20 protein-coding genes are annotated in these 18553 nt (G+C 63.2%); 15 read left to right on the top strand and 5 right to left on the bottom strand.

Annotated features, from left to right (window positions below):
- Nucleotides 1–73: 73 nt before the first annotated feature.
- The 7 genes from lepA (at nt 74) to pdxJ (ending at nt 6264) form a co-directional block, all read left to right on the top strand.
- Complete coding sequence (gene lepA / locus BM059_RS17555; RefSeq protein ID WP_074940541.1) at nt 74–1873, top strand: translation elongation factor 4; 1800 nt, start codon at nt 74–76, stop codon at nt 1871–1873.
- A 6-nt stretch (nt 1874–1879) separates the two neighbouring features.
- On the top strand, nt 1880–2734 hold the full coding sequence (gene lepB, locus BM059_RS17550) for a signal peptidase I (RefSeq protein ID WP_074940539.1): 855 nt from the start codon (nt 1880–1882) through the stop codon (nt 2732–2734).
- An 88-nt stretch (nt 2735–2822) separates the two neighbouring features.
- Nucleotides 2823–3200: a DUF4845 domain-containing protein gene (locus BM059_RS17545; RefSeq protein WP_074940536.1), complete on the top strand. Its 378-nt coding sequence runs from the start codon at nt 2823–2825 to the stop codon at nt 3198–3200.
- Nucleotides 3197–3886: a ribonuclease III gene (gene rnc / locus BM059_RS17540; protein ID WP_037000004.1), complete on the top strand. Its 690-nt coding sequence runs from the start codon at nt 3197–3199 to the stop codon at nt 3884–3886. The genes BM059_RS17545 and rnc overlap by 4 nt, the downstream gene beginning before the upstream one ends.
- Entirely contained in the window at nt 3873–4778 is a 906-nt protein-coding gene (gene era / locus BM059_RS17535; RefSeq protein ID WP_177345325.1) for a GTPase Era, read from the top strand. Before rnc ends, era begins: the two co-directional genes overlap by 14 nt.
- Nucleotides 4779–4835: 57 nt before the next feature.
- Entirely contained in the window at nt 4836–5525 is a 690-nt protein-coding gene (recO, locus tag BM059_RS17530; protein WP_074940533.1) for a DNA repair protein RecO, read from the top strand.
- Entirely contained in the window at nt 5518–6264 is a 747-nt protein-coding gene (gene pdxJ / locus BM059_RS17525) for a pyridoxine 5'-phosphate synthase (RefSeq protein WP_037000008.1), read from the top strand. Before recO ends, pdxJ begins: the two co-directional genes overlap by 8 nt.
- 151 nt (nt 6265–6415) lie before the next feature.
- Here pdxJ and BM059_RS17520 read toward each other — a convergent pair whose 3' ends face one another.
- Nucleotides 6416–7300 carry a LysR substrate-binding domain-containing protein gene (locus tag BM059_RS17520; RefSeq protein ID WP_074940530.1) on the bottom strand — a complete coding sequence of 295 codons (885 nt, stop codon included), beginning with the start codon at nt 7298–7300 and terminating at the stop codon, nt 6416–6418.
- A gap of 115 nt (nt 7301–7415) precedes the next feature.
- On the opposite strand from BM059_RS17520, the gene BM059_RS17515 reads away from it, so the two are divergent.
- The gene (locus BM059_RS17515) at nt 7416–7676 is read left to right on the top strand and encodes a hypothetical protein (RefSeq protein WP_074940527.1); all 261 of its coding nucleotides are present in this window, start codon (nt 7416–7418) and stop codon (nt 7674–7676) included.
- Nucleotides 7677–7726: 50 nt separating this feature from the next.
- Here BM059_RS17515 and cmoB read toward each other — a convergent pair whose 3' ends face one another.
- The 3 genes from cmoB to BM059_RS17500 form a co-directional block, all read right to left on the bottom strand.
- Nucleotides 7727–8695 carry a tRNA 5-methoxyuridine(34)/uridine 5-oxyacetic acid(34) synthase CmoB gene (cmoB, locus tag BM059_RS17510; protein WP_074940525.1) on the bottom strand — a complete coding sequence of 323 codons (969 nt, stop codon included), beginning with the start codon at nt 8693–8695 and terminating at the stop codon, nt 7727–7729.
- Nucleotides 8692–9435, bottom strand: coding sequence for a carboxy-S-adenosyl-L-methionine synthase CmoA (gene cmoA / locus BM059_RS17505; protein WP_037004761.1), 744 nt, complete (start codon nt 9433–9435; stop codon nt 8692–8694). The genes cmoB and cmoA overlap by 4 nt, the downstream gene beginning before the upstream one ends.
- A gap of 197 nt (nt 9436–9632) precedes the next feature.
- Nucleotides 9633–10271: a lysoplasmalogenase gene (locus BM059_RS17500; RefSeq protein ID WP_074940522.1), complete on the bottom strand. Its 639-nt coding sequence runs from the start codon at nt 10269–10271 to the stop codon at nt 9633–9635.
- A 153-nt stretch (nt 10272–10424) separates the two neighbouring features.
- On the opposite strand from BM059_RS17500, the gene BM059_RS17495 reads away from it, so the two are divergent.
- Complete coding sequence (locus tag BM059_RS17495) at nt 10425–11660, top strand: RNA polymerase sigma factor (RefSeq protein WP_074940519.1); 1236 nt, start codon at nt 10425–10427, stop codon at nt 11658–11660.
- 74 nt (nt 11661–11734) lie between these two features.
- Here the strand turns inward: BM059_RS17495 and rapA are convergent, their stop codons facing one another.
- Nucleotides 11735–14578, bottom strand: a complete 2844-nt coding sequence (rapA, locus tag BM059_RS17490; RefSeq protein WP_037004769.1) for an RNA polymerase-associated protein RapA — start codon at nt 14576–14578, stop codon at nt 11735–11737.
- A gap of 166 nt (nt 14579–14744) precedes the next feature.
- Between rapA and BM059_RS17485 the strand changes: the two genes are divergently transcribed.
- The 6 genes from BM059_RS17485 to BM059_RS17470 all read left to right on the top strand — a co-directional run bounded on the left by BM059_RS17485 (nt 14745) and on the right by BM059_RS17470 (nt 18551).
- Nucleotides 14745–15038 (top strand): hypothetical protein, encoded by a 294-nt coding sequence (locus tag BM059_RS17485; protein WP_024307452.1) that lies wholly within the window; start codon nt 14745–14747, stop codon nt 15036–15038.
- A 34-nt stretch (nt 15039–15072) separates the two neighbouring features.
- The gene (locus BM059_RS17480) at nt 15073–15672 is read left to right on the top strand and encodes an alpha-ketoglutarate-dependent dioxygenase AlkB family protein (RefSeq protein WP_074940517.1); all 600 of its coding nucleotides are present in this window, start codon (nt 15073–15075) and stop codon (nt 15670–15672) included.
- Nucleotides 15669–15830, top strand: a complete 162-nt coding sequence (locus BM059_RS25425; RefSeq protein ID WP_017361613.1) for a hypothetical protein — start codon at nt 15669–15671, stop codon at nt 15828–15830. The genes BM059_RS17480 and BM059_RS25425 overlap by 4 nt, the downstream gene beginning before the upstream one ends.
- 199 nt (nt 15831–16029) lie before the next feature.
- The gene (ccoM, locus tag BM059_RS25760) at nt 16030–16146 is read left to right on the top strand and encodes a cytochrome c oxidase subunit CcoM (protein ID WP_017361612.1); all 117 of its coding nucleotides are present in this window, start codon (nt 16030–16032) and stop codon (nt 16144–16146) included.
- Between the two features lie 226 nt (nt 16147–16372).
- Nucleotides 16373–18361 (top strand): FUSC family protein, encoded by a 1989-nt coding sequence (locus BM059_RS17475; RefSeq protein WP_074940788.1) that lies wholly within the window; start codon nt 16373–16375, stop codon nt 18359–18361.
- Nucleotides 18348–18551: a DUF1656 domain-containing protein gene (locus BM059_RS17470; protein ID WP_037004775.1), complete on the top strand. Its 204-nt coding sequence runs from the start codon at nt 18348–18350 to the stop codon at nt 18549–18551. Before BM059_RS17475 ends, BM059_RS17470 begins: the two co-directional genes overlap by 14 nt.
- Nucleotides 18552–18553 lie beyond the last annotated feature (2 nt).

Below are 18553 nucleotides of genomic sequence, written 5' to 3'. Positions count from 1 at the left end.
CCCGAGGGATCGGGTACAATCCGCGGCTATTTTCGGCAAGCGTCTTGCCTGTGCCTTCTTTGAGTGTTGATCTGTGAGTGACCTGAGTCATATCCGCAATTTTTCCATCATTGCCCACATCGACCACGGTAAGTCCACCTTGGCTGACCGTTTCATCCAGATGTGCGGCGGCCTCACTGCACGTGAAATGGAGGCTCAGGTCCTGGATTCCATGGATCTGGAGCGTGAGCGCGGCATCACCATCAAGGCGCACAGCGTCACGCTGCACTACAAGGCGCAAGACGGTAAGACCTACCAGCTGAATTTCATCGATACCCCCGGCCACGTCGATTTCACCTACGAAGTCAGCCGCTCCCTGGCCGCCTGCGAAGGCGCGCTGCTGGTGGTCGATGCCGGTCAGGGTGTCGAGGCGCAGTCCGTCGCCAACTGCTACACCGCTATCGAGCAGGGCCTGGAGGTCATGCCGGTACTGAACAAGATGGATCTGCCGCAGGCCGATCCGGATCGCGTCAAGGACGAGATCGAGAAGATCATCGGCATCGACGCCACTGATGCCGTGGCCTGCAGTGCCAAGAGCGGCATGGGCGTGGACGAGGTTCTCGAGCGCCTGGTACACACGATTCCAGCTCCGACCGGTGATATCGAAGCACCGCTGCAAGCGCTGATCATCGACTCCTGGTTCGACAACTACCTGGGCGTGGTTTCTTTGGTACGTGTGCGCCACGGTCGAGTGAAGAAGGGCGACAAGATTCTGGTCAAGTCCACCGGCAAGGTGCACCTGGTCGACAGCGTCGGCGTCTTCACCCCGAAACACACCGCCACCGCTGACCTCAAGGCCGGTGAAGTGGGCTTCATCATCGCCAGCATCAAGGACATTCATGGTGCACCGGTGGGTGACACCCTGACCCTGTCCTCGACCCCTGAGGTCGAAGTGCTGCCGGGCTTCAAGAAGATCCAGCCGCAGGTTTATGCCGGTTTGTTCCCGGTCAGCTCTGAAGATTTCGAGGACTTCCGCGATGCGCTGCAGAAGCTGACCCTCAACGATTCGTCGCTGCAGTACGCGCCAGAAAGCTCCGATGCTCTGGGTTTCGGCTTCCGTTGTGGCTTCCTCGGCATGCTGCACATGGAGATCATTCAGGAGCGCCTGGAGCGCGAGTACGACCTGGACCTGATCACCACCGCGCCGAGCGTGATCTACGAGCTGGAGCTCAAGACCGGCGAAACCATCGTCGTCGACAACCCCTCCAAGCTGCCGGACGTCTCGGCGGTCACCGATTTCCGCGAGCCGATCGTCAATGCGACCATCCTGGTGCCGCAGGAGCATTTGGGTAATGTCATCACCCTGTGCATCGAGAAACGCGGTGTGCAGCGCGACATGCAGTTCCTCGGCACCCAGGTGCAAGTGCGCTACGACATGCCGATGAACGAAGTGGTGCTGGATTTCTTCGACAAGCTCAAGTCCACCAGCCGCGGCTATGCGTCGTTGGACTATCATTTCGATCGCTACCAGTCTGCCAATCTGGTCAAGCTGGATGTACTGATCAACGGCGACAAGGTCGATGCCCTGGCATTGATCGTGCACCGTGACAATGCGGCCTATAAGGGCCGTGCGTTGACCGAGAAGATGAAAGAACTGATTCCTCGGCAGATGTTCGATGTGGCGATCCAGGCAGCCATTGGCGGCCAGATCATCGCGCGAACCACTGTCAAGGCGCTCAGAAAGAACGTACTGGCCAAGTGTTACGGTGGCGACGTTAGCCGTAAGAAGAAGCTGCTGGAGAAGCAGAAGGCCGGTAAGAAACGCATGAAGCAGGTCGGTAACGTGGAAATCCCACAAGAAGCCTTCCTTGCTGTGCTCAGGTTGGATAGCTAAGGCTCTATGTCGATCAATTTCCCGCTCCTGTTGGTTATCGCGGTCGCCGTTTGTGGCTTCCTGGCCCTGGTTGATCTGATTCTGCTGGCTCCTCGCCGCCGTGCGGCTATTGCGGCCTACCAGGGGCGCGTCGACGATCCCGATGACAGGGTGCTGGAGCGCTTGAGCAAGGAGCCCTTGCTGGTCGAGTACGGCAAGTCGTTCTTTCCGGTACTGGCCATCGTGCTGGTGCTGCGCTCGTTTCTGGTCGAGCCGTTCCAGATTCCTTCCGGGTCGATGAAACCGACTCTGGAGGTGGGCGATTTCATCCTGGTCAACAAGTTTGCCTATGGCATTCGCCTGCCGGTGATCGACACCAAGGTGATCGAAGTGGATAACCCGCAGCGTGGCGATGTGATGGTGTTCCGCTACCCCAGCGACCCGACTATCAACTACATCAAGCGTGTGGTCGGTCTGCCGGGTGATCGTATCGAATACACCCAGGGCAAGCGTCTGCTGATCAATGGTGAGCCGGTGGCCGAGAAGCTGATCGGCGAAGAGGCCGGTAGCCTGGGTGGTGCGATGCTCTATCAGGAGCGTCTCGGCCAGGTCGAGCACACCATTCGCAAGGAAATGACCCGCATGCGTCGCGACCCTGGCGGCCAATGGGTAGTGCCTGAAGGGCACTACTTCATGATGGGCGACAACCGTGACAACTCCAACGACAGCCGTTACTGGCGTGATCGTCATATCCCTCAAGATCTGTGGGGCATGGTTCCGGACGATCACATCGTCGGCAAAGCCTTCGCCATCTGGATGAGCTGGCCTGGGCCCAAGACCGGCAATCTGCCCAATTTCTCTCGAGTCGGCCTGATTCATTGAGCACTGGCGCGCTGTTCAATGCAGCGCCACAGGCTATAAAGAGTTTAGCCGTCAGGCTTTCCAACAAGACCGTCTACTGGGGATACACATGACTTTCGCGCGCTCGCAGCAGGGGCTTTCCATTCTGGGTTGGCTGGTGGTTCTGGCCGTGGTGGCGTTCTTCGCCAGTACCGCATTCAAGGTGCTGCCGCATTACATGGACTACATGTCCATGGAGAAGATCATCACCTCGGTGGAAACCGACAAAGCGGCTGACGTGCGGACCATCAACGAGTTTTACAACCATGTCAGCAAGGGTATGCAGGTCAACAGCATTCGCGACCTGAACATGCGTGACGCACTGCAAGTCAAGGTGGAGAACAACGAGTTTCTGGTCCACCTCAAATATGAAAAACGCGAGCCGCTGATCGAGAACCTCGATTTGGTGGTGAATTTCGACAAAGAATTTCGTGTACGGATGCCGTGACTCCCAATCTGTCCCGCCTCGAGCGCAAGCTCGGCTATAGCTTCAAGGATCAAGACCTGATGGTCCTGGCCCTGACCCATCGCAGTTTCGCCGGTCGCAACAATGAGCGGCTGGAATTTCTCGGTGATGCCATCCTCAATTTTGTCGCCGGTGAAGCGCTGTTCGAGCGCTTCCCGCAAGCCCGCGAAGGTCAGCTGTCGCGTCTGCGCGCACGCTTGGTCAAGGGCGAAACGCTGGCCGTGCTGGCTCGCGGTTTCGAGCTGGGCGAGTACCTGCGCCTGGGCTCCGGTGAGCTGAAAAGCGGCGGCTTTCGCCGCGAGTCGATCCTCGCCGATGCCCTGGAGGCGCTGATCGGCGCCATCTATCTGGACACCGGTATGGATGCAGCACGCGAGCGCGTGCTGGATTGGCTGACCGGAGAACTGGACGGCCTGACCCTGGTCGATACCAACAAGGATCCGAAAACGCGATTGCAGGAGTTCCTGCAATCGCGTGCCTGCGAACTGCCTCGTTACGAGGTGGTGGACGTTCAGGGTGAGCCGCATTGCCGTACCTTCATGGTCGAGTGCCAGGTTTCCCTACTCAATGAAAAGACCCTGGGCCAGGGCGGCAGCCGGCGTATCGCCGAGCAGGTCGCTGCGGCTGCGGCGCTGATCGCCCTCGGGGTGGAGAATGGCAATGACTGATGCACCCATGACCCGTTGCGGCTACGTCGCCATCGTCGGCCGGCCCAACGTGGGCAAGTCGACGCTGCTCAACCACATCCTCGGGCAGAAGCTGGCGATCACCTCGCGTAAACCGCAGACCACCCGCCACAACATGCTTGGGATCAAGACCGAGGGCGAGATTCAGGCCGTCTACGTCGACACGCCCGGCCTGCACAAGCAAAACGACAAGGCGCTCAACCGCTACATGAACCGCAGCGCCTCCACTGCGCTGAAGGACGTCGATGTGGTGGTGTTCGTCGTCGATCGCATGCGCTGGACTGACGAAGACCAACTGGTGCTGGAGAAGGTGCAGCACGTCAAATGCCCGATCCTGCTGGCGGTGAACAAGTCCGACCGCCTGGAAGACAAGAGTGAGCTGCTGCCGCACCTGGGTTGGTTGGCCGAGCAATTGCCGCAGGCCGAGATCGTGCCGATCTCCGCGCTGCAGGGGCAGAACCTCGACACCCTGGAGAAGTTGGTGGGCGAGCGCCTGCCGGAGTCCGAACACTTCTACCCGGAAGACCAGATCACCGACCGCTCCAGCCGCTTCCTGGCGGCTGAGCTGATCCGCGAGAAGATCATGCGCCAGCTCGGTGCCGAGTTGCCGTACCAGATCACCGTGGAGATCGAGGAGTTCAAGCAGGAGGGCCGTATCCTGCATATCCACGGCCTGATCCTGGTGGAACGCGACGGACAGAAGAAGATCATCATCGGCGACAAGGGCGAGCGCATCAAACGCATCGGCCAAGAGGCGCGCAAGGACATGGAAACCATGTTCGACTCCAAGGTGATGCTCAACCTCTGGGTCAAAGTCAAAGGTGGCTGGTCCGACGACGAGCGCGCCCTGCGCTCGCTGGGTTACCTGGATTGATCGAGGCGCCATGCGCATCCTCGTTGTTGCTCATGGCGCATTCTGGCGGTTACCCACATGACTTCTGCCGCCTACGTTCTGCATAGCCGTCCTTACAAGGAAAGCAGCGCCCTGGTGGACTTCTTCACCGCCCAGGGGCGTGTCCGTGGCGTGCTGCGTGCCGCACGTGGCAAGGTCGGCAGTATCGCCCGGCCGTTTTCGCCGCTCGAACTTGAGCTGCGTGGGCGCGGCGAGCTGAAGACCGTCGGCCGCCTGGAAAGCGCCGGTATTCCTTTGTTGTTGACGGGTGAAGCGCTGTTCTCGGGGCTCTACCTCAACGAACTGCTGATCCGCCTGTTGCCGGCCGAAGACCCGCACCCTGTGATGCTCGAGCACTACGGCCTGACCCTGCAGGCACTGGCCGCCGGCCGGGCGCTGGAGCCATTGCTGCGCGCGTTCGAATGGCGTCTGCTGGACGAGCTGGGCTATGGTTTCGCCCTGGATCGTGACCAGCACGACCAACCCATCGATCCAACGGCGCTGTATCGCTGGCAGCAGGACATCGGCCTGGTGCCGGTGGTACAACTGCAGCCTGGTGTGTTTCAGGGCCGCGAGTTGTTGGCCATGGCCGAAGCCGACTGGCAAACGCCGGGCGCGCTGGCTGCCGCCAAGCGTCTGATGCGTCAGGCGCTGGCCCCCCATCTTGGCGGCAGACCACTGGTCAGCCGCGAACTATTCATGACGCTCAAGGAGTCCAAGAGTGACTGAGGCCAATCGTATTCTGCTCGGCGTGAACATCGATCACGTCGCCACCCTGCGCCAGGCTCGTGGTACGCGCTACCCGGACCCGGTCAAGGCTGCGCTGGACGCCGAAGAAGCCGGTGCCGATGGCATTACCGTGCACCTGCGCGAAGACCGCCGGCACATTCAGGACCGCGACGTGCGGGTGCTGGCCGACGTGCTGCAGACGCGGATGAACTTCGAGATGGGGGTCACCGATTTCATGCTCGGTTTCGCCGAGCAGATCCGCCCGGCGCATGTCTGCCTGGTACCGGAAACTCGTCAGGAGCTGACCACCGAAGGCGGTCTCGATGTGGCCGGTCAGGAAGCACGTATCGCCGCAGCGGTCGAGCGTCTGACCCTGGCCGGGTGCGAGGTATCGCTGTTCATCGACGCCGAAGAGCGGCAGATCGAAGCGGCCATGCGCGTCGGCGCGCCGGCCATCGAACTGCACACGGGCCGCTACGCCGATGCTCACACTGCGGACGAAGCGGCACATGAGCTGTCGCGGATTCGCGATGGCGTCATCTGCGGCTTGAACCACGGCCTGATCGTCAATGCCGGTCACGGCCTGCATTACCACAACGCAGAAGCCGTGGCGGCGATTCCCGGTATCAATGAGCTGAACATTGGCCACGCCATCGTCTCCCATGCGCTGTTCGTGGGCTTCAAGCAGGCTGTCGCCGAGATGAAGGCGTTGATCGTCGCGGCTGCCTACCGCGGCTGAACGTAGGGTGCGTAAGCGCCTGAACCTTCTAAACGTAAACGAGCGTCGGGTTGTCGTTTCGATCAACTATCGGTCGAACGGCTACCCGTAGGGTGCGCCTTGTGCACCAAGCTGGTACCGCGGTGTTCTCGGTGCTCATGGCGCACCCTACTCAGCCTTGCGCGAACGCCTGAATCATCTGCGTGGCGAGCGCTTCGGTGGCGTCGTTGCGCTGATGACCGCGTATCAACTTGATGTGGTACTCACCCAGCGCTGGCAGGCCCTGTTCCGCGCCCAGTCGGCGCAGTGGCGGCTTGACCAGGCTGCGCGGGAAGGGCGCGATGGCCAGATCGGCGGTCATCGCAGCTTCCTGGCCCGCGCACTGCTCGCACGAATAAGCGATACGGTACGCCACCCCTTGCCGATCCAGCGCATCAAGAGCGGTGCGGCGCCAGGCGCAGCCCGGGTTGGCCAGCGCCAGTGGCAGTGGCGAGCGCTGCATGGCCAGGCCGCCGTCGCGGCCGGCCCAGACCAGTTCTTCGGAATAGATCACTTCGCCGCGCGAATCATCCAGGCCGTCGTTGCCGGCGTTGATCAGGGTCAGATCCAGCTCGCCGGCATCCAACTTGGCCACCAGCTCCACGCTGCGCCCTACGTTCACTTCGACCTCAACGCCTGGATGGCTATGGGCGAACAGCATGAGTACGCCGGGTAGCACCCGGTCGCCGATATCGTTCGGTGTGCCGAAGCGCACGCGACCCGTCAGCGTCGGGGTGAGAAAGCGCGCTACCGCCTCTTCGTTGAGCTTGAGCAGACGCCTGGCGTAGCCCAGCAGCAACTCGCCCTCGGCGGTCAGTTGCACGCGCCTGGCCTCGCGGGTGAACAGACGCTGGCCCAGTGTTTCCTCCAGGCGCTTGATTTGCAGGCTGACGGCTGCGGTACTGCGAAACACTTGCGCCGCAGTGCGGGTGAAGCTGCCGCAGTCGGCGATGGCGACGAAGGTACGCAGCACATCGCTTTCCAGAAGTGGCAGGGCGGTGGGGGTTGTGGTGTGCATTAGCGTTAAATATTACTTAATTAGATGTTTGGTATTTGTCGTTTGTCTGAACGATAGGCGCGTTTCATCCTGATCGCAAGCCGGCAAACGTCGGCAGCGAAACGGAGGAAATGCCATGAGCAGTTCGAGCAAGCACGACAAGTCGCGTCCGGCCATGCCCGAGTTCTATATGCCGGCCATGTGGCCGCTGGATCTGCAGAACGCCATCGTCGACTGGCTTGGCGCCTGGTTCTGGCGTCGGCGCATGCGCCGTCTGCTGGCGCAGGACGCCGAGGGAACGATTCGCCTGGGCAGCGCCCACGGCGTGGTGCAGCAGGGCGCCGGTGAGCCGCTGCGGCTGATCGCGCAGCGGCGGGCGCGCTGGCTGCGGCCGTAGGGTGGGTGCAACCCGCCAATTGCAGTCAGGCGGGTTGCACCCGCCCTACGTTAGGGCTTACGCGCGACCAGCACGGCGCGGGTAGGCGCCGGCAGGCCTTCGAGGGTGCGGCTGTGGTCGGCCGGGTCGAGGAACTCGGGCAGTGACTGGAAGCGCATCCATTCGGTGGCGCGTTGTTCCTCCACCGAGGTGGTGCTGACGTCGACGCAGCGCACGTCCTCGAAACCGGCGCGGCGCAGCCAGCGTTCCAGCGCCGGCACCGAGGGCAGGAACCAGACGTTGCGCATCTGCGCGTAGCGGTCTTCGGGCACCAGCACCTGCTCGGCATCGCCTTCGACTACCAGGGTTTCCAGCACCAGTTCGCCGCCTTTGACCAAGGTATCCTTGAGGTCGAGCAGGTGGTCGATGGGTGAGCGACGGTGGTACAGCACGCCCATGGAAAACACCGTGTCGAAGCCCTGCAGCTTGGCCGGCAGTTCCTCGAAGGCCAGTGGCAGGTGCCACACCGGTTGGTCCGGCAGGTAGCGTTTCATCGCCAGGAACTGGCAGAGGAACAGCCAGTTGGGGTCGATGCCGACCACGCTGTCCGCGCCCGCGCCGAGCATGCGCCACATGTAGTAGCCGTTGCCGCAACCGACATCGAGGATGCGCTTGCCAGCGAGGTCCAGATGCGGGGCGACGCGCTGCCATTTCCAGTCCGAGCGCCATTCGGTGTCAATGTGTACGCCGAACAGCTCGAACGGCCCCTTGCGCCAGGGAATCAATCCCTGCAGCGCCGTTTTCAATTGCGCGCGCGTGCTGTCGTCACAAGCGCCACCGAAGGCGAAGCGCTGCGCCAGTTCCACCTCGCTCACCGGCAGATCCGGTAGTGCCTGCACGGCGCCGTACCAGCGCGCCAGGTCGCCGTGACCGATGGCCAGCTTGGCGTCGAGCTGGCCGGGCAGCTCGCACGCCCAGTCTTGCAACGGAGTACCAGCAAGCTGTGCCTGCAGAGCGTCGAGATCGAGGTCGCGCATCATGGCAGGGCCACCAGCGAGGCGAAGTTCAGGCACTGGAACCAGGGCAGCACCTTGCTGAAGCCGGCCGCCAGCAGGCGCTCGCGGTGCTGTTCGAGGCTGTCAGGCAGCATCACTTTTTCGATAGCGCTGCGTTTCTGGGCGATTTCCAGTTCGCTGTAACCATTGGCGCGCTTGAAGGCGACGTGCAGCTCGGTCAGCAGCTCATGCTCGGCAGCATCGTCGAAGCGCAGCTTCTCCGAGAGGATCAGCGCGCCACCGGGCAGCAGGGCCTGGCGAATGCGCGTGAGCAACTCTAGCCGCCGCTCCGGCGGGATGAACTGCAGGGTGAAGTTGAGCGTGACCAATGAGGTGGGTTGCAGGTCGAGGGCGAGAATGTCGGCCTCGATCACGTCCACCGGCAGCAGCTCCTGGAACATGGCGTCCTGGGCATGCAGGTATTCGCTGCAGCGCGCGACCATGGCCGGCGAGTTATCCACGGCGATCACCTTGCAACCATCGACGCGCACATGGCGGCGCAGGGCCTGGGTCACTGCACCGAGCGAGGCGCCAAGGTCGTACAGGGTGGTCTGCGGCTGGGCGAACTGGCCGGCGAGCACGCCGATGTTCTCGACGATGGTCGGGTAGCCGGGCACCGAGCGCTTGATCATGTCGGGAAACACCCGCACCACGTCCTCGTTGAAGACGAAATCGGGCACCTCGGGCAGAGGCTGGGCGAATAGACGATCAGGTTCTTGGCTCACGGCAGTCGCAACGGGTAGCGGAAAAGGCCGGCATTTTAGCAAAAAGACGGCCGCAAGCCTCAGGCTACGAGCTGCAAGTGCAGGGCAATCCGGCGCGCTTTTGTAGGAGCGGATTTATCCGCGATATTCGCGATGAGGTCGCGAATACACGTACATGCGATTGCCCTGGCTACTAGTGGAAACCTTCGCCGGCTGCTTCAGGCGTTCTGGCGCTGGAACGCTGAGGCCGTGATACCCCACTGGCCAAGCCAGTAGGTGAGGATGATGGCGTAAGGCGCGGCCTCGAAGCTGGCGACGAAGCGGTCGATGCCGATCAGGCTGTCGGACAGCACGAACAGTGCGGCGCCGCCAGCGGCGAGCCAGGTCGAGCGTGGCTGCAGCTGTGGGTGGCCGATGCGGGCCAGGGCACGCCAGAGCATCAGGCAGATCGCCGTGGCATAGCAGGCCACCGGAATCAGCAACTCGCCCAGGCCGCTGCTGGCCAGTATGGCGAACATCGCGCCACCGGCGATCAGCGCCAGCAACAGGGCGGGCAGGGCTGGCTGTCGGCTATCGGAGCAGTAGGCGCGCAGGTACGCCAGGTGGCCGATCAGGAAGGCGCCGAGGCCGAACACGAACAGATCGCCGGGCCAGTCCAGCAGAATGTCGCCGGCCAGAGAAAACACCAGGCCGATGCCGATCCAGCGGCGGTAGGTGCCGGCCGGTGCCTGGCGTAGCCACAGCAGCAGGGCAATCACCGGGATGCCCTTGGTCAGCAGGCTGAGCTGCGCATCGCCGGTGATCCGGCCGTAAAGAAATACCGCAGCACCTGCCAGACCGAGCAGCAACCAACGCATAGCAAGACTCCCTTCGTTATTGGAATGGCGCGACTATGCCCAGCGACCGTGCAACTGCCAATGCGAGGGGTGCCAAATCGAGTGGCGGATCGTGCCGCCACTCGACGTCACCGGCAGTATTGGGCAACGTAGGCGTTCGTTCAGGAGAAGCGCATGTCGATATCGCCACCTGTCACCGAACTGATCGAGCGCCTGTATCGCGAAGACTCGCGCCGTGTGCTCGCCACCCTGATTCGCCTGCTCGGCGATTTCGACCTGGCCGAGGAAGCGCTGCACGAGGCATTTCGCAGTGCGGTCGAGCAGTGGCCGCAGGGCGGTGTGCCGGACAACCCGCGTGCCTGGCTGGTGTCTGCCGGGCGTTTTCGCGCCATCGATAATCTACGTCGGCAGCGCCGTTTTCAGCCGCTGGACGAACAGGTCGAGTGGCCAGACGAGGGCGGCGTAGAAGAGGGCGAGCTGCTCGAAGACGACCGTCTGCGCCTGATCTTCACCTGTTGCCACCCGGCGCTGGCCAGCGATGCCCAGGTGGCGCTGACCCTGCGCGAGGTGTGCGATCTGACCACCGAGGAGATCGCTCGGGCCTTTCTCTCCAGCCCCTCGACCCTGGCCCAGCGCATCGTGCGGGCCAAGGCGAAGATTCGTGATGCGCGCATCCCTTACGAGGTGCCGGGGCGTAGCGAACTGCCCGAGCGCCTGGATGCTGTATTGAGTGTGGTCTATCTGGTGTTCAACGAAGGCTATTTCGCCAGCTCTGGCGATTCACTGACGCGCAGCCAGCTGTCCGATGAGGCGATTCGGTTGGGAAGGTTGCTGCTCGAGTTGCTGCCCGAGCCGGAGGTGCAGGGGTTGCTGGCGTTGATGCTGCTGCACGAGTCGCGGCGCGCTGCACGCAGCGGCGTCGATGGTGAGGTGATTCTGCTGGAGGCTCAGGATCGTAGCCGGTGGAACCGTGAGCTGATCAGCGAGGGTGAAGCCCTGGTGCTTAAGGCGCTGCACTCGCGGCGTTTCGGCCCTTACAGCCTGCAGGCGGCAATTGCCGCGGTGCATGCCGAGGCGGTCAGTCTGGATGAAACCGATTGGGTGCAGATCGTCGGTCTGTATGACGAACTGCTACGCCTGAATCCGTCGCCGGTGATCGAGCTCAACCGCGCCGTGGCGCTGGCCATGCGTGACGGTGAGCAGCCAGGGTTGGAGGAAATCGACCGTCTGCTCGCCACCGGCGAGTTGGACGGTTACCACCTGGCCCATGCGGCGCGGGCCGACCTGCTGCGCCGGCTGGGCCGCCGCGAGCAGGCAATCGATGCCTACCGCCAGGCCCTGGCGCTGGCGCAGCAGGGGCCTGATCGGCAGTTTCTGCAGAAGAGGCTGGAAGAGCTAGGTGACCCGTAGAGTGCGCTGTACGCACCGAAATTCTTCGGTGCACACGCTTGGTGCGCACGGCGCACCCTACGGAGCGGGCGTATTTAACCCGCTACCAGTACGCGAATTGCTTCCAGGCGCAGGGCGGCCTTGTCGAACATCGCCAGGCTCTGTTCGCGCTGCTCGCGCAGGGCGTCGATCTCGCTGTCGCGTACGCTCGGGTTGACCGCTTGCAGAGCCACCAGGCGCGCCAGTTCTTCGTCCAGTTCGGCGATCAGGCGACGTTTGGCCTCGCTCACGCGCTCGATATGGCGCGGCATGACTTTGGCTTCGGCATCGTTGATCTGCTTGGCCAACACGTCGCGCTGGGCTTGGACGAACTTGTTGGAGCTGGCGCGCGGCACGCTTTCCAGTTGATCGTTGAGGGTTTCGAAACCGACCTTGGCTGCCAGGTCGTTGCCGTTGGCGTCGAACAGGCAGCGCAGCGCCGCCGGTGGCAGGAAACGCCCCAATTGCAGCTTGCGCGGGCCAACGACTTCGCTGACGTAGAGCAGCTCCAGCAGCACGGTGCCGGGTTTCAGCGCCTTGTTCTTGATCAGCGCGACGGCGGTGTTGCCCATCGAGCCGGATAGCACCAGATCCATGCCGCCCTGCACCATGGGATGTTCCCAGGTGAGGAATTGCATATCTTCGCGGGCCAGAGCCTGCTCGCGGTCGTAGGTCACGGTGACCGCCTCGTCGTCGCCGAGGGGGAAGCTGGCGTCCAGCATTTTCTCGCTAGGGCGCAGGATCAGGGCGTTGTCGGAGTGGTCTTCGCTGTCGATGCCGAAGGCGTTGAACAACTCTTCCATGTAAATCGGCAGGGTGAACTGGTCGTCCTGCTCGAGGATGGCCTCAACCAGCGCCTCACCTTCGCCGGCACCGCCGGAGTTCAGCTCCAGCAGGCGGTCGCGGCCGCTGTGCAGCTCACCTTCCAAGCGAATGCGCTCGGCGGTGGCCTCGTCCACCAGTTGCTGCCACTGGCCATCGTCGCCGTTTTCCAGCAGCGGCAGCAGGCGCGGGCCGAACTGGTGCTGCAGGGCGTTGCCGGTGGGGCAGGTGGCGAGGAAGGCATTCAGCGCCTGGTGATACCACTGGAACAGGCGCTCCTGCGGGCTGTTTTCCAGGTAGGGCACGTGCAGCTGAATGCGGTGTTTCTGGCCGATACGGTCGAGGCGGCCGATGCGTTGTTCGAGCAGATCCGGGTGCGCCGGCAGGTCGAACAGTACCAGGTGGTGGGCGAACTGGAAGTTGCGGCCTTCGGAGCCGATTTCCGAACAGATCAGCACCTGGGCGCCAAATTCCTCATCGGCGAAGTAGGCGGCGGCGCGGTCGCGCTCGAGGATGCTCATGCCCTCGTGGAACACCGTGGCCGGGATGCCGGAGCGCACCCGCAAGGCGTCTTCCAGATCCAGAGCGGTTTCGGCGTGGGCGCAGATCACCAGCACCTTGAATTTCTTGAGCATCTTCAGGGTGTCGATCAGCCATTCGACGCGCGGGTCGATACGCCACCAGCGTTGCTCGTCGTCGACGTCGTCCTGCGCCTGGTAGCTGACTTCCGGGTACAGCTCGGCGTGCTCGCCCAGCGGCAGCTCGAGGTATTCGTCCGGGCTCGGCAGCGGGTAGGGGTGCAGCTCGCGATCAGGGAAGCCCTGCACGGCGGCGCGGGTGTTGCGGAACAGCAGGCGGCCGGTGCCGTGGCGATCCAGCAGCTCGCGCACCAGGCGCGCGCGCGCCTCGTCGTCGCCGGTATCGATGGCATCGAGCAGTGCGCGACCTTCGTCGCCGAGGAAGCCGCCGATGGCATCGCGTGCCTGGGCGCTGAGCTTGCCCTGGTCGAGCAGTTCCTGCACCGCTTCGGCCACAGGACGGTATTGGCTGCTTTCGGCGCGGAAGGCTTCCAGGTCATGGAAACGGTTAGAGTCGAGCAAGCGCAGGCGCGCGAAGTGGCTATCCTGGCCCAGTTGCTCGGGGGTGGCGGTGAGCAGCAGTACGCCGGGGATGACCTCGGCCAGTTGTTCGACCAGCGAGTATTCGGCACTGGCCTGCTCCGGGTGCCAGACCAGGTGGTGGGCTTCGTCGACCACCAGCAGGTCCCAGCCGGCGGCGAACAGCGCATCCTGCGCCTTCTCGTCGTCCTTCAACCACTCCAGGGCGACCAGTGCCAATTGGCAATCCTCGAAGGGGTTGCTGGCGTCGCTTTCCATGAAGCGCTCGGCGTCGAACAGCGCCACGTCGAGGTTGAAGCGCCGGCGCATTTCCACCAGCCACTGATGCTGCAGGTTTTCCGGCACCAGGATCAGTACGCGACTGGCGCGACCGGAGAGCAGCTGACGATGGATCACCAGGCCGGCTTCGATGGTCTTGCCCAAGCCCACTTCGTCGGCCAGCAGCACGCGCGGGGCGATGCGGTCGGCCACTTCACGGGCGATGTGCAACTGGTGGGCGATCGGCTGGGCACGAGCGCCACCCAGGCCCCAGAGCGAGGACTGCAGCAAGCGGCTGTTGTGCTCCAGACTGTGGTAACGCAGGGCGAACCAGGCCAGCGGGTCGATCTGGCCGGCGAACAGGCGGTCGCTGGCCAGGCGGAACTGGATGAAGTTCGACAGCTGGGTTTCCGGCATGGTGACCGGCTGATGCTGGGCATTGAGACCGTGGTAGACCATCAGGCCGTCGATGTCTTCGACCTCCTGCACGGTGAGCTTCCAGCCCTCGAAGTGAGTAATCTCATCACCTGGGGCGAAGCGCACACGGGTCAGCGGGGCATTGCGCGTGGCGTACTGGCGGGTTTCGCCGGTGGCCGGGTAGAGCACGGTGAGCAGGCGGCCGTCCTCGGCGAGGATGGTTCCCAGACCCAATTCCGCTTCGCTGTCACTGATCCAGCGTTGCCCCGGTTGATATTGCGCCATGCCTGTCTGTCTCCCGCGTGAAAAAGCCGGCTATGGTAACGGATGCCGCGCCATGGCCAAAGCGGTCGTGGCACTATCGATGCGTCCGTCAGTCGAAAGTGTAGCGAGCGCCTCCTAAAGTCGGGGCTCCCGGCGCCGACAGCCTGACCAAAGGAGGTGCTGTTTCATGCTGCCACCGATCCCCCACAGCCTGGTGCCGGTCACGGCCACGCAAGACGTGATCAAGCCCAAACCCGAGATTCCTCCGGTGACCCCGGCCGAGGGCAGCGCCAAGGAAAGTGCGCTGAGCCTGGACAAGCGTCACCCGCAGGAGACCGAAGAGCTGCTGCGTGAAGAGCAGCGCCGGCGCCAGCGGCGCGGCTACACCCCGGAACAGTTGGCCGAGGCCGAGCCGGAAGAGGTGGAGCAGGCGCTGGGGGATCTGCCACGACAAGGGCTGTGGGTAGACGTTGAAGTCTGAGACACTCCTTTCATTCTCGTTCATGTAGATCGTCATGCTGTTCGCCGACCCCTTGCCCGCACTTGCCGATGCCGAGCTGGACTATCTGCCCGGCTGGGTTGACCCCGCGCTCGCCGATAGCTGGCTGCACGCGTTGGTTGAGCAGACACCCTGGCAACAGCCGGAACTATTCATCCACGGCCGTTATCACCGAACCCCTCGGTTGACGGCTTGGTATGGCGAGCCCGAGGCGCGTTATCGCTATTCCGGGAAGCTTCACGAACCCTTGCCCTGGACGCCGCTGCTGAGCGAGATTCGCCAACGGCTCGAGAAAGAAGTCGGGCAACCGCTCAATGCTGTGCTGCTCAACTATTATCGCGACGGCCAGGACTCCATGGGCTGGCACAGCGATGCCGAGTCGGAGCTGGGGCGCAATCCGCTGATCGCCTCGCTCAACCTGGGCGGCAGCCGCCGTTTCGACCTACGCCGCGTCGGCAGTACGCGCATCGAACATTCGCTGACGCTGGAGCACGCTTCGCTACTGGTCATGCGCGGGCCGACCCAGCATCATTGGCAACATCAAGTGGCGAAGACGCGACAAGCCTGCGCGCCACGCCTGAATCTGACCTTTCGCCTGATCCGGTTTCCGCTATGAGCAATGACGACAAGCTGATCGATTTCGCCGCCGAGCGCGACAAGCGTATCCATGACCTCAACGACAAGCGCCTCAACGAGATGCGTCAGGTCTTCGAGCAGGTGTTGCCGATTGGCAAGGCCAAGAAGAAGTCCAAGAGCAAGCCGAAGAAGCGCTGAGCGCCTTTGCATTTCCCGCTGCATGCGGCCGCAGGGTCGCGCCTCCCGCCTCGCACACCCTCGATTTCTTGACCTGGGTCAGTATTCCCACCGGCCTGGTCACGCCTGCTCGTCAGCCATTGATCCAGATCAATTTTCCCGCCGCCAGCGCTGATAACGTGAAGCCATCCCAGACAGACAGGCACAACAGGAGGCAGCCATGTTCGTCGATACAGTGGTTCTCGCCGGAGTCGGCACCGTTCTTCTGATGGTCGCGTTCTTCGGGGGTGTTGGTTACTTCATCTGGAAGGATGCGCACAAGCGCAAGCAGAGCTGATCCTTCCGGTTCAATGGGCACGCAAGGCAATTCGGGCGACTTCGGTCGCCCTTTTTTTTGCCCGCAATCGTTGCTGGTAAGGCGCCGGGCTGTCGCGTTCAACTGATCTGAGCGAATTGACCCTCTGGACAGATATAGTTAGCTAGCTAATAATTGGTTTTCGCATGGAGGCGGAACCCAATCGCTACAGCTATGTTCAGAGTTGAGATTTCTTCAGGTAGCCATCGTGCGTGATTCCTTGCTGGCGTTTCTGGCGCCAAGCTCGCAAGCCGTTCAATTCGCCATCAAGACCCTGCTCGGTGGCGGTCTGGCGCTCTGGTGCGCGCTGCGTTTCGGTCTGGAGCAGCCGCAATGGGCGCTGATGACCGCCTTCATCGTCGCCCAGCCGCTGTCTGGCATGGTGGTGCAGAAGGGGCTGGCGCGGCTGCTCGGCACGCTGGTAGGCACCTTCATGGCGGTGGTGATGATGGGGTTGTTCGCCCAGGCGCCGCTGTTGTTCATACTGGCGTTCGCCTTGTGGCTGGCGCTGTGCACGGCATCCTCGACCATGCTGCGCAGCGCCTGGTCGTATTCCTTCGTACTGGCCGGCTACACCGTGGCGATCATCGCCTTGCCGGCCATCGGCAAGCCGCACGTTGTGTTCGATGAGGCCATCGCCCGTTGCACGGAAATCTGCCTGGGCATCATCTGCGCCACCCTGAGCAGCGCCTTGCTCTGGCCGCAGCGGGTCGAGAGGCAGCTGGCGCAGCAGGCGCGCAACGCCTGGCAGGCCGGCGTCGCCGCGTCGCGCCAGGCCCTGGCGGGTGAGGTTGACTCGCGGCAAGGTCTGCTGGAAGTGCTGGCGCGTATCGTTGCCGTGGATGCACAGCGTGAGCACGCCTGGTTCGAGGGCGCGCGTGGTCGCCAGCGTGCTGTGGCGTTGCGGGTATTGAGTCGTGATCTGCTCGGCATGCTACGCCTGGCTCGCGGGGTAGCGCGGCAGTGGCGACAGTTGAGCAGCACCGAAGCGCAGGCCGTTGCTCCCTGGCTGCAAGTGGTGGATGAGCGTCTGCAGCAGGAGCAGCCTGCAGGTCTGCTGGAGCTGGTCGAGCAACTGCGCCAGGCCGCGCAGGACGGTGAACTGAGCAGTGGTCAGCAATTGTGCCTGGAGCGGCTGATGGTGCTGCTGTTGCGGGTCGAGGATGCCGGCCGTGCCTTGCTTGCGGTCGAGGAGGGTAAGGCACCGGCTGATGCGCCGCGGGCCTTGTCCTGGCATTACGACTGGCAGACCGCGCTGGTGTATGGCTCGCGCAGTGCCCTGACCTTCCTGGTTCTGGCGGCGTTCTGGCTGGCCACTGGCTGGACGCACGCCACCGGCGCGCTGCTCCTGGCCTGCGTGGTTTGCAGCCTGTTCGCGCGGCTCGAAGCAGCGCCGCAGATCGGCATGATGTTCCTGCGCGGCATCTTTTACGCGCTGCCGGTGGCGTTCTTCGTCGGGCAGATTCTGATGCCGCAGATCGACGGCTTCGTGATGCTCTGCATGGTGCTCGGCGTGCCGCTGTTCTTCGGCGTGCTGGGCATGGCCAAACCGGCTACGGCTGCGACCTCGACCTCGTTCTGCCTGCACTTCATCGTGCTCTGCCTGCCGGCGCCGGGCGTTGGCTACAACGTCGAGTTCTTCCTCAATGAAGCCCCCGGCATGCTAATGGGTGTGGGCTGTGCGGTGATGGCCTTCAGGTTGGTGGTGCTGCGCAATCCCGTGTGGCATGGCCGGCGCCTGATGCAGGCGATTCTGACCGACCTGGGGCGTCTGACTCGTCGCGATCTGGGGCGCGCCGAAAACTGGTTCGGCGGGCGCATGGCCGATCGTCTGATCCAATTGGCGCGGCACTATCCGGCGCGGCCGGATCAGACGCGCAGCGGCTGGGACGATGGCGTCGCCGGTCTCGATCTGGGTGACGAGTTGCTGCACCTGCGCAAGTGCCTGGCCAATGCCGATGTTGGCCTGGCTCAGTCACAGCAGAGCTTTCTGGAGCGCCTCGATGACGTGTTGGAACGTGGTCCCGCACCAGGCCGTGAAGATGATCTGAACGCCGCGGCGGCCGAGCTGCAGGAGGCCCTGCGCGCCTGCACGCCGAGCATCGACAAGCGCCTGGCCGAAGCGGCGCTGTTGCAGCTGCAGAGCGGCTGGCGCCAGTGGTGCCAACTAAGAGGAGGGGCTAATGGGTTTGCATGAATGGTCGCTGGGCGGCGTATTGCTCAGCCCGATGGCGGCCTACGCGGTATTGGCACTGTTGCTGACCGGCGTGTTGCGCCTGGGCTTGCAGCGTGTCGGGCTATCGCGCTGGATTTGGCACGAAGCCCTGTTCGATTGTGCCTTGTATGTCTGCGTGCTGGCGGCGGTAATCGCTGCCCTGACGCATTAAGG

This window comes from Ectopseudomonas composti (assembly GCF_900115475.1).
Taxonomy (GTDB): Bacteria; Pseudomonadota; Gammaproteobacteria; order Pseudomonadales; family Pseudomonadaceae; genus Aquipseudomonas; species Aquipseudomonas composti.
Note: the sequence above shows the minus strand (reverse complement) of the source record. Positions and strands in the feature narration are given on the sequence as shown.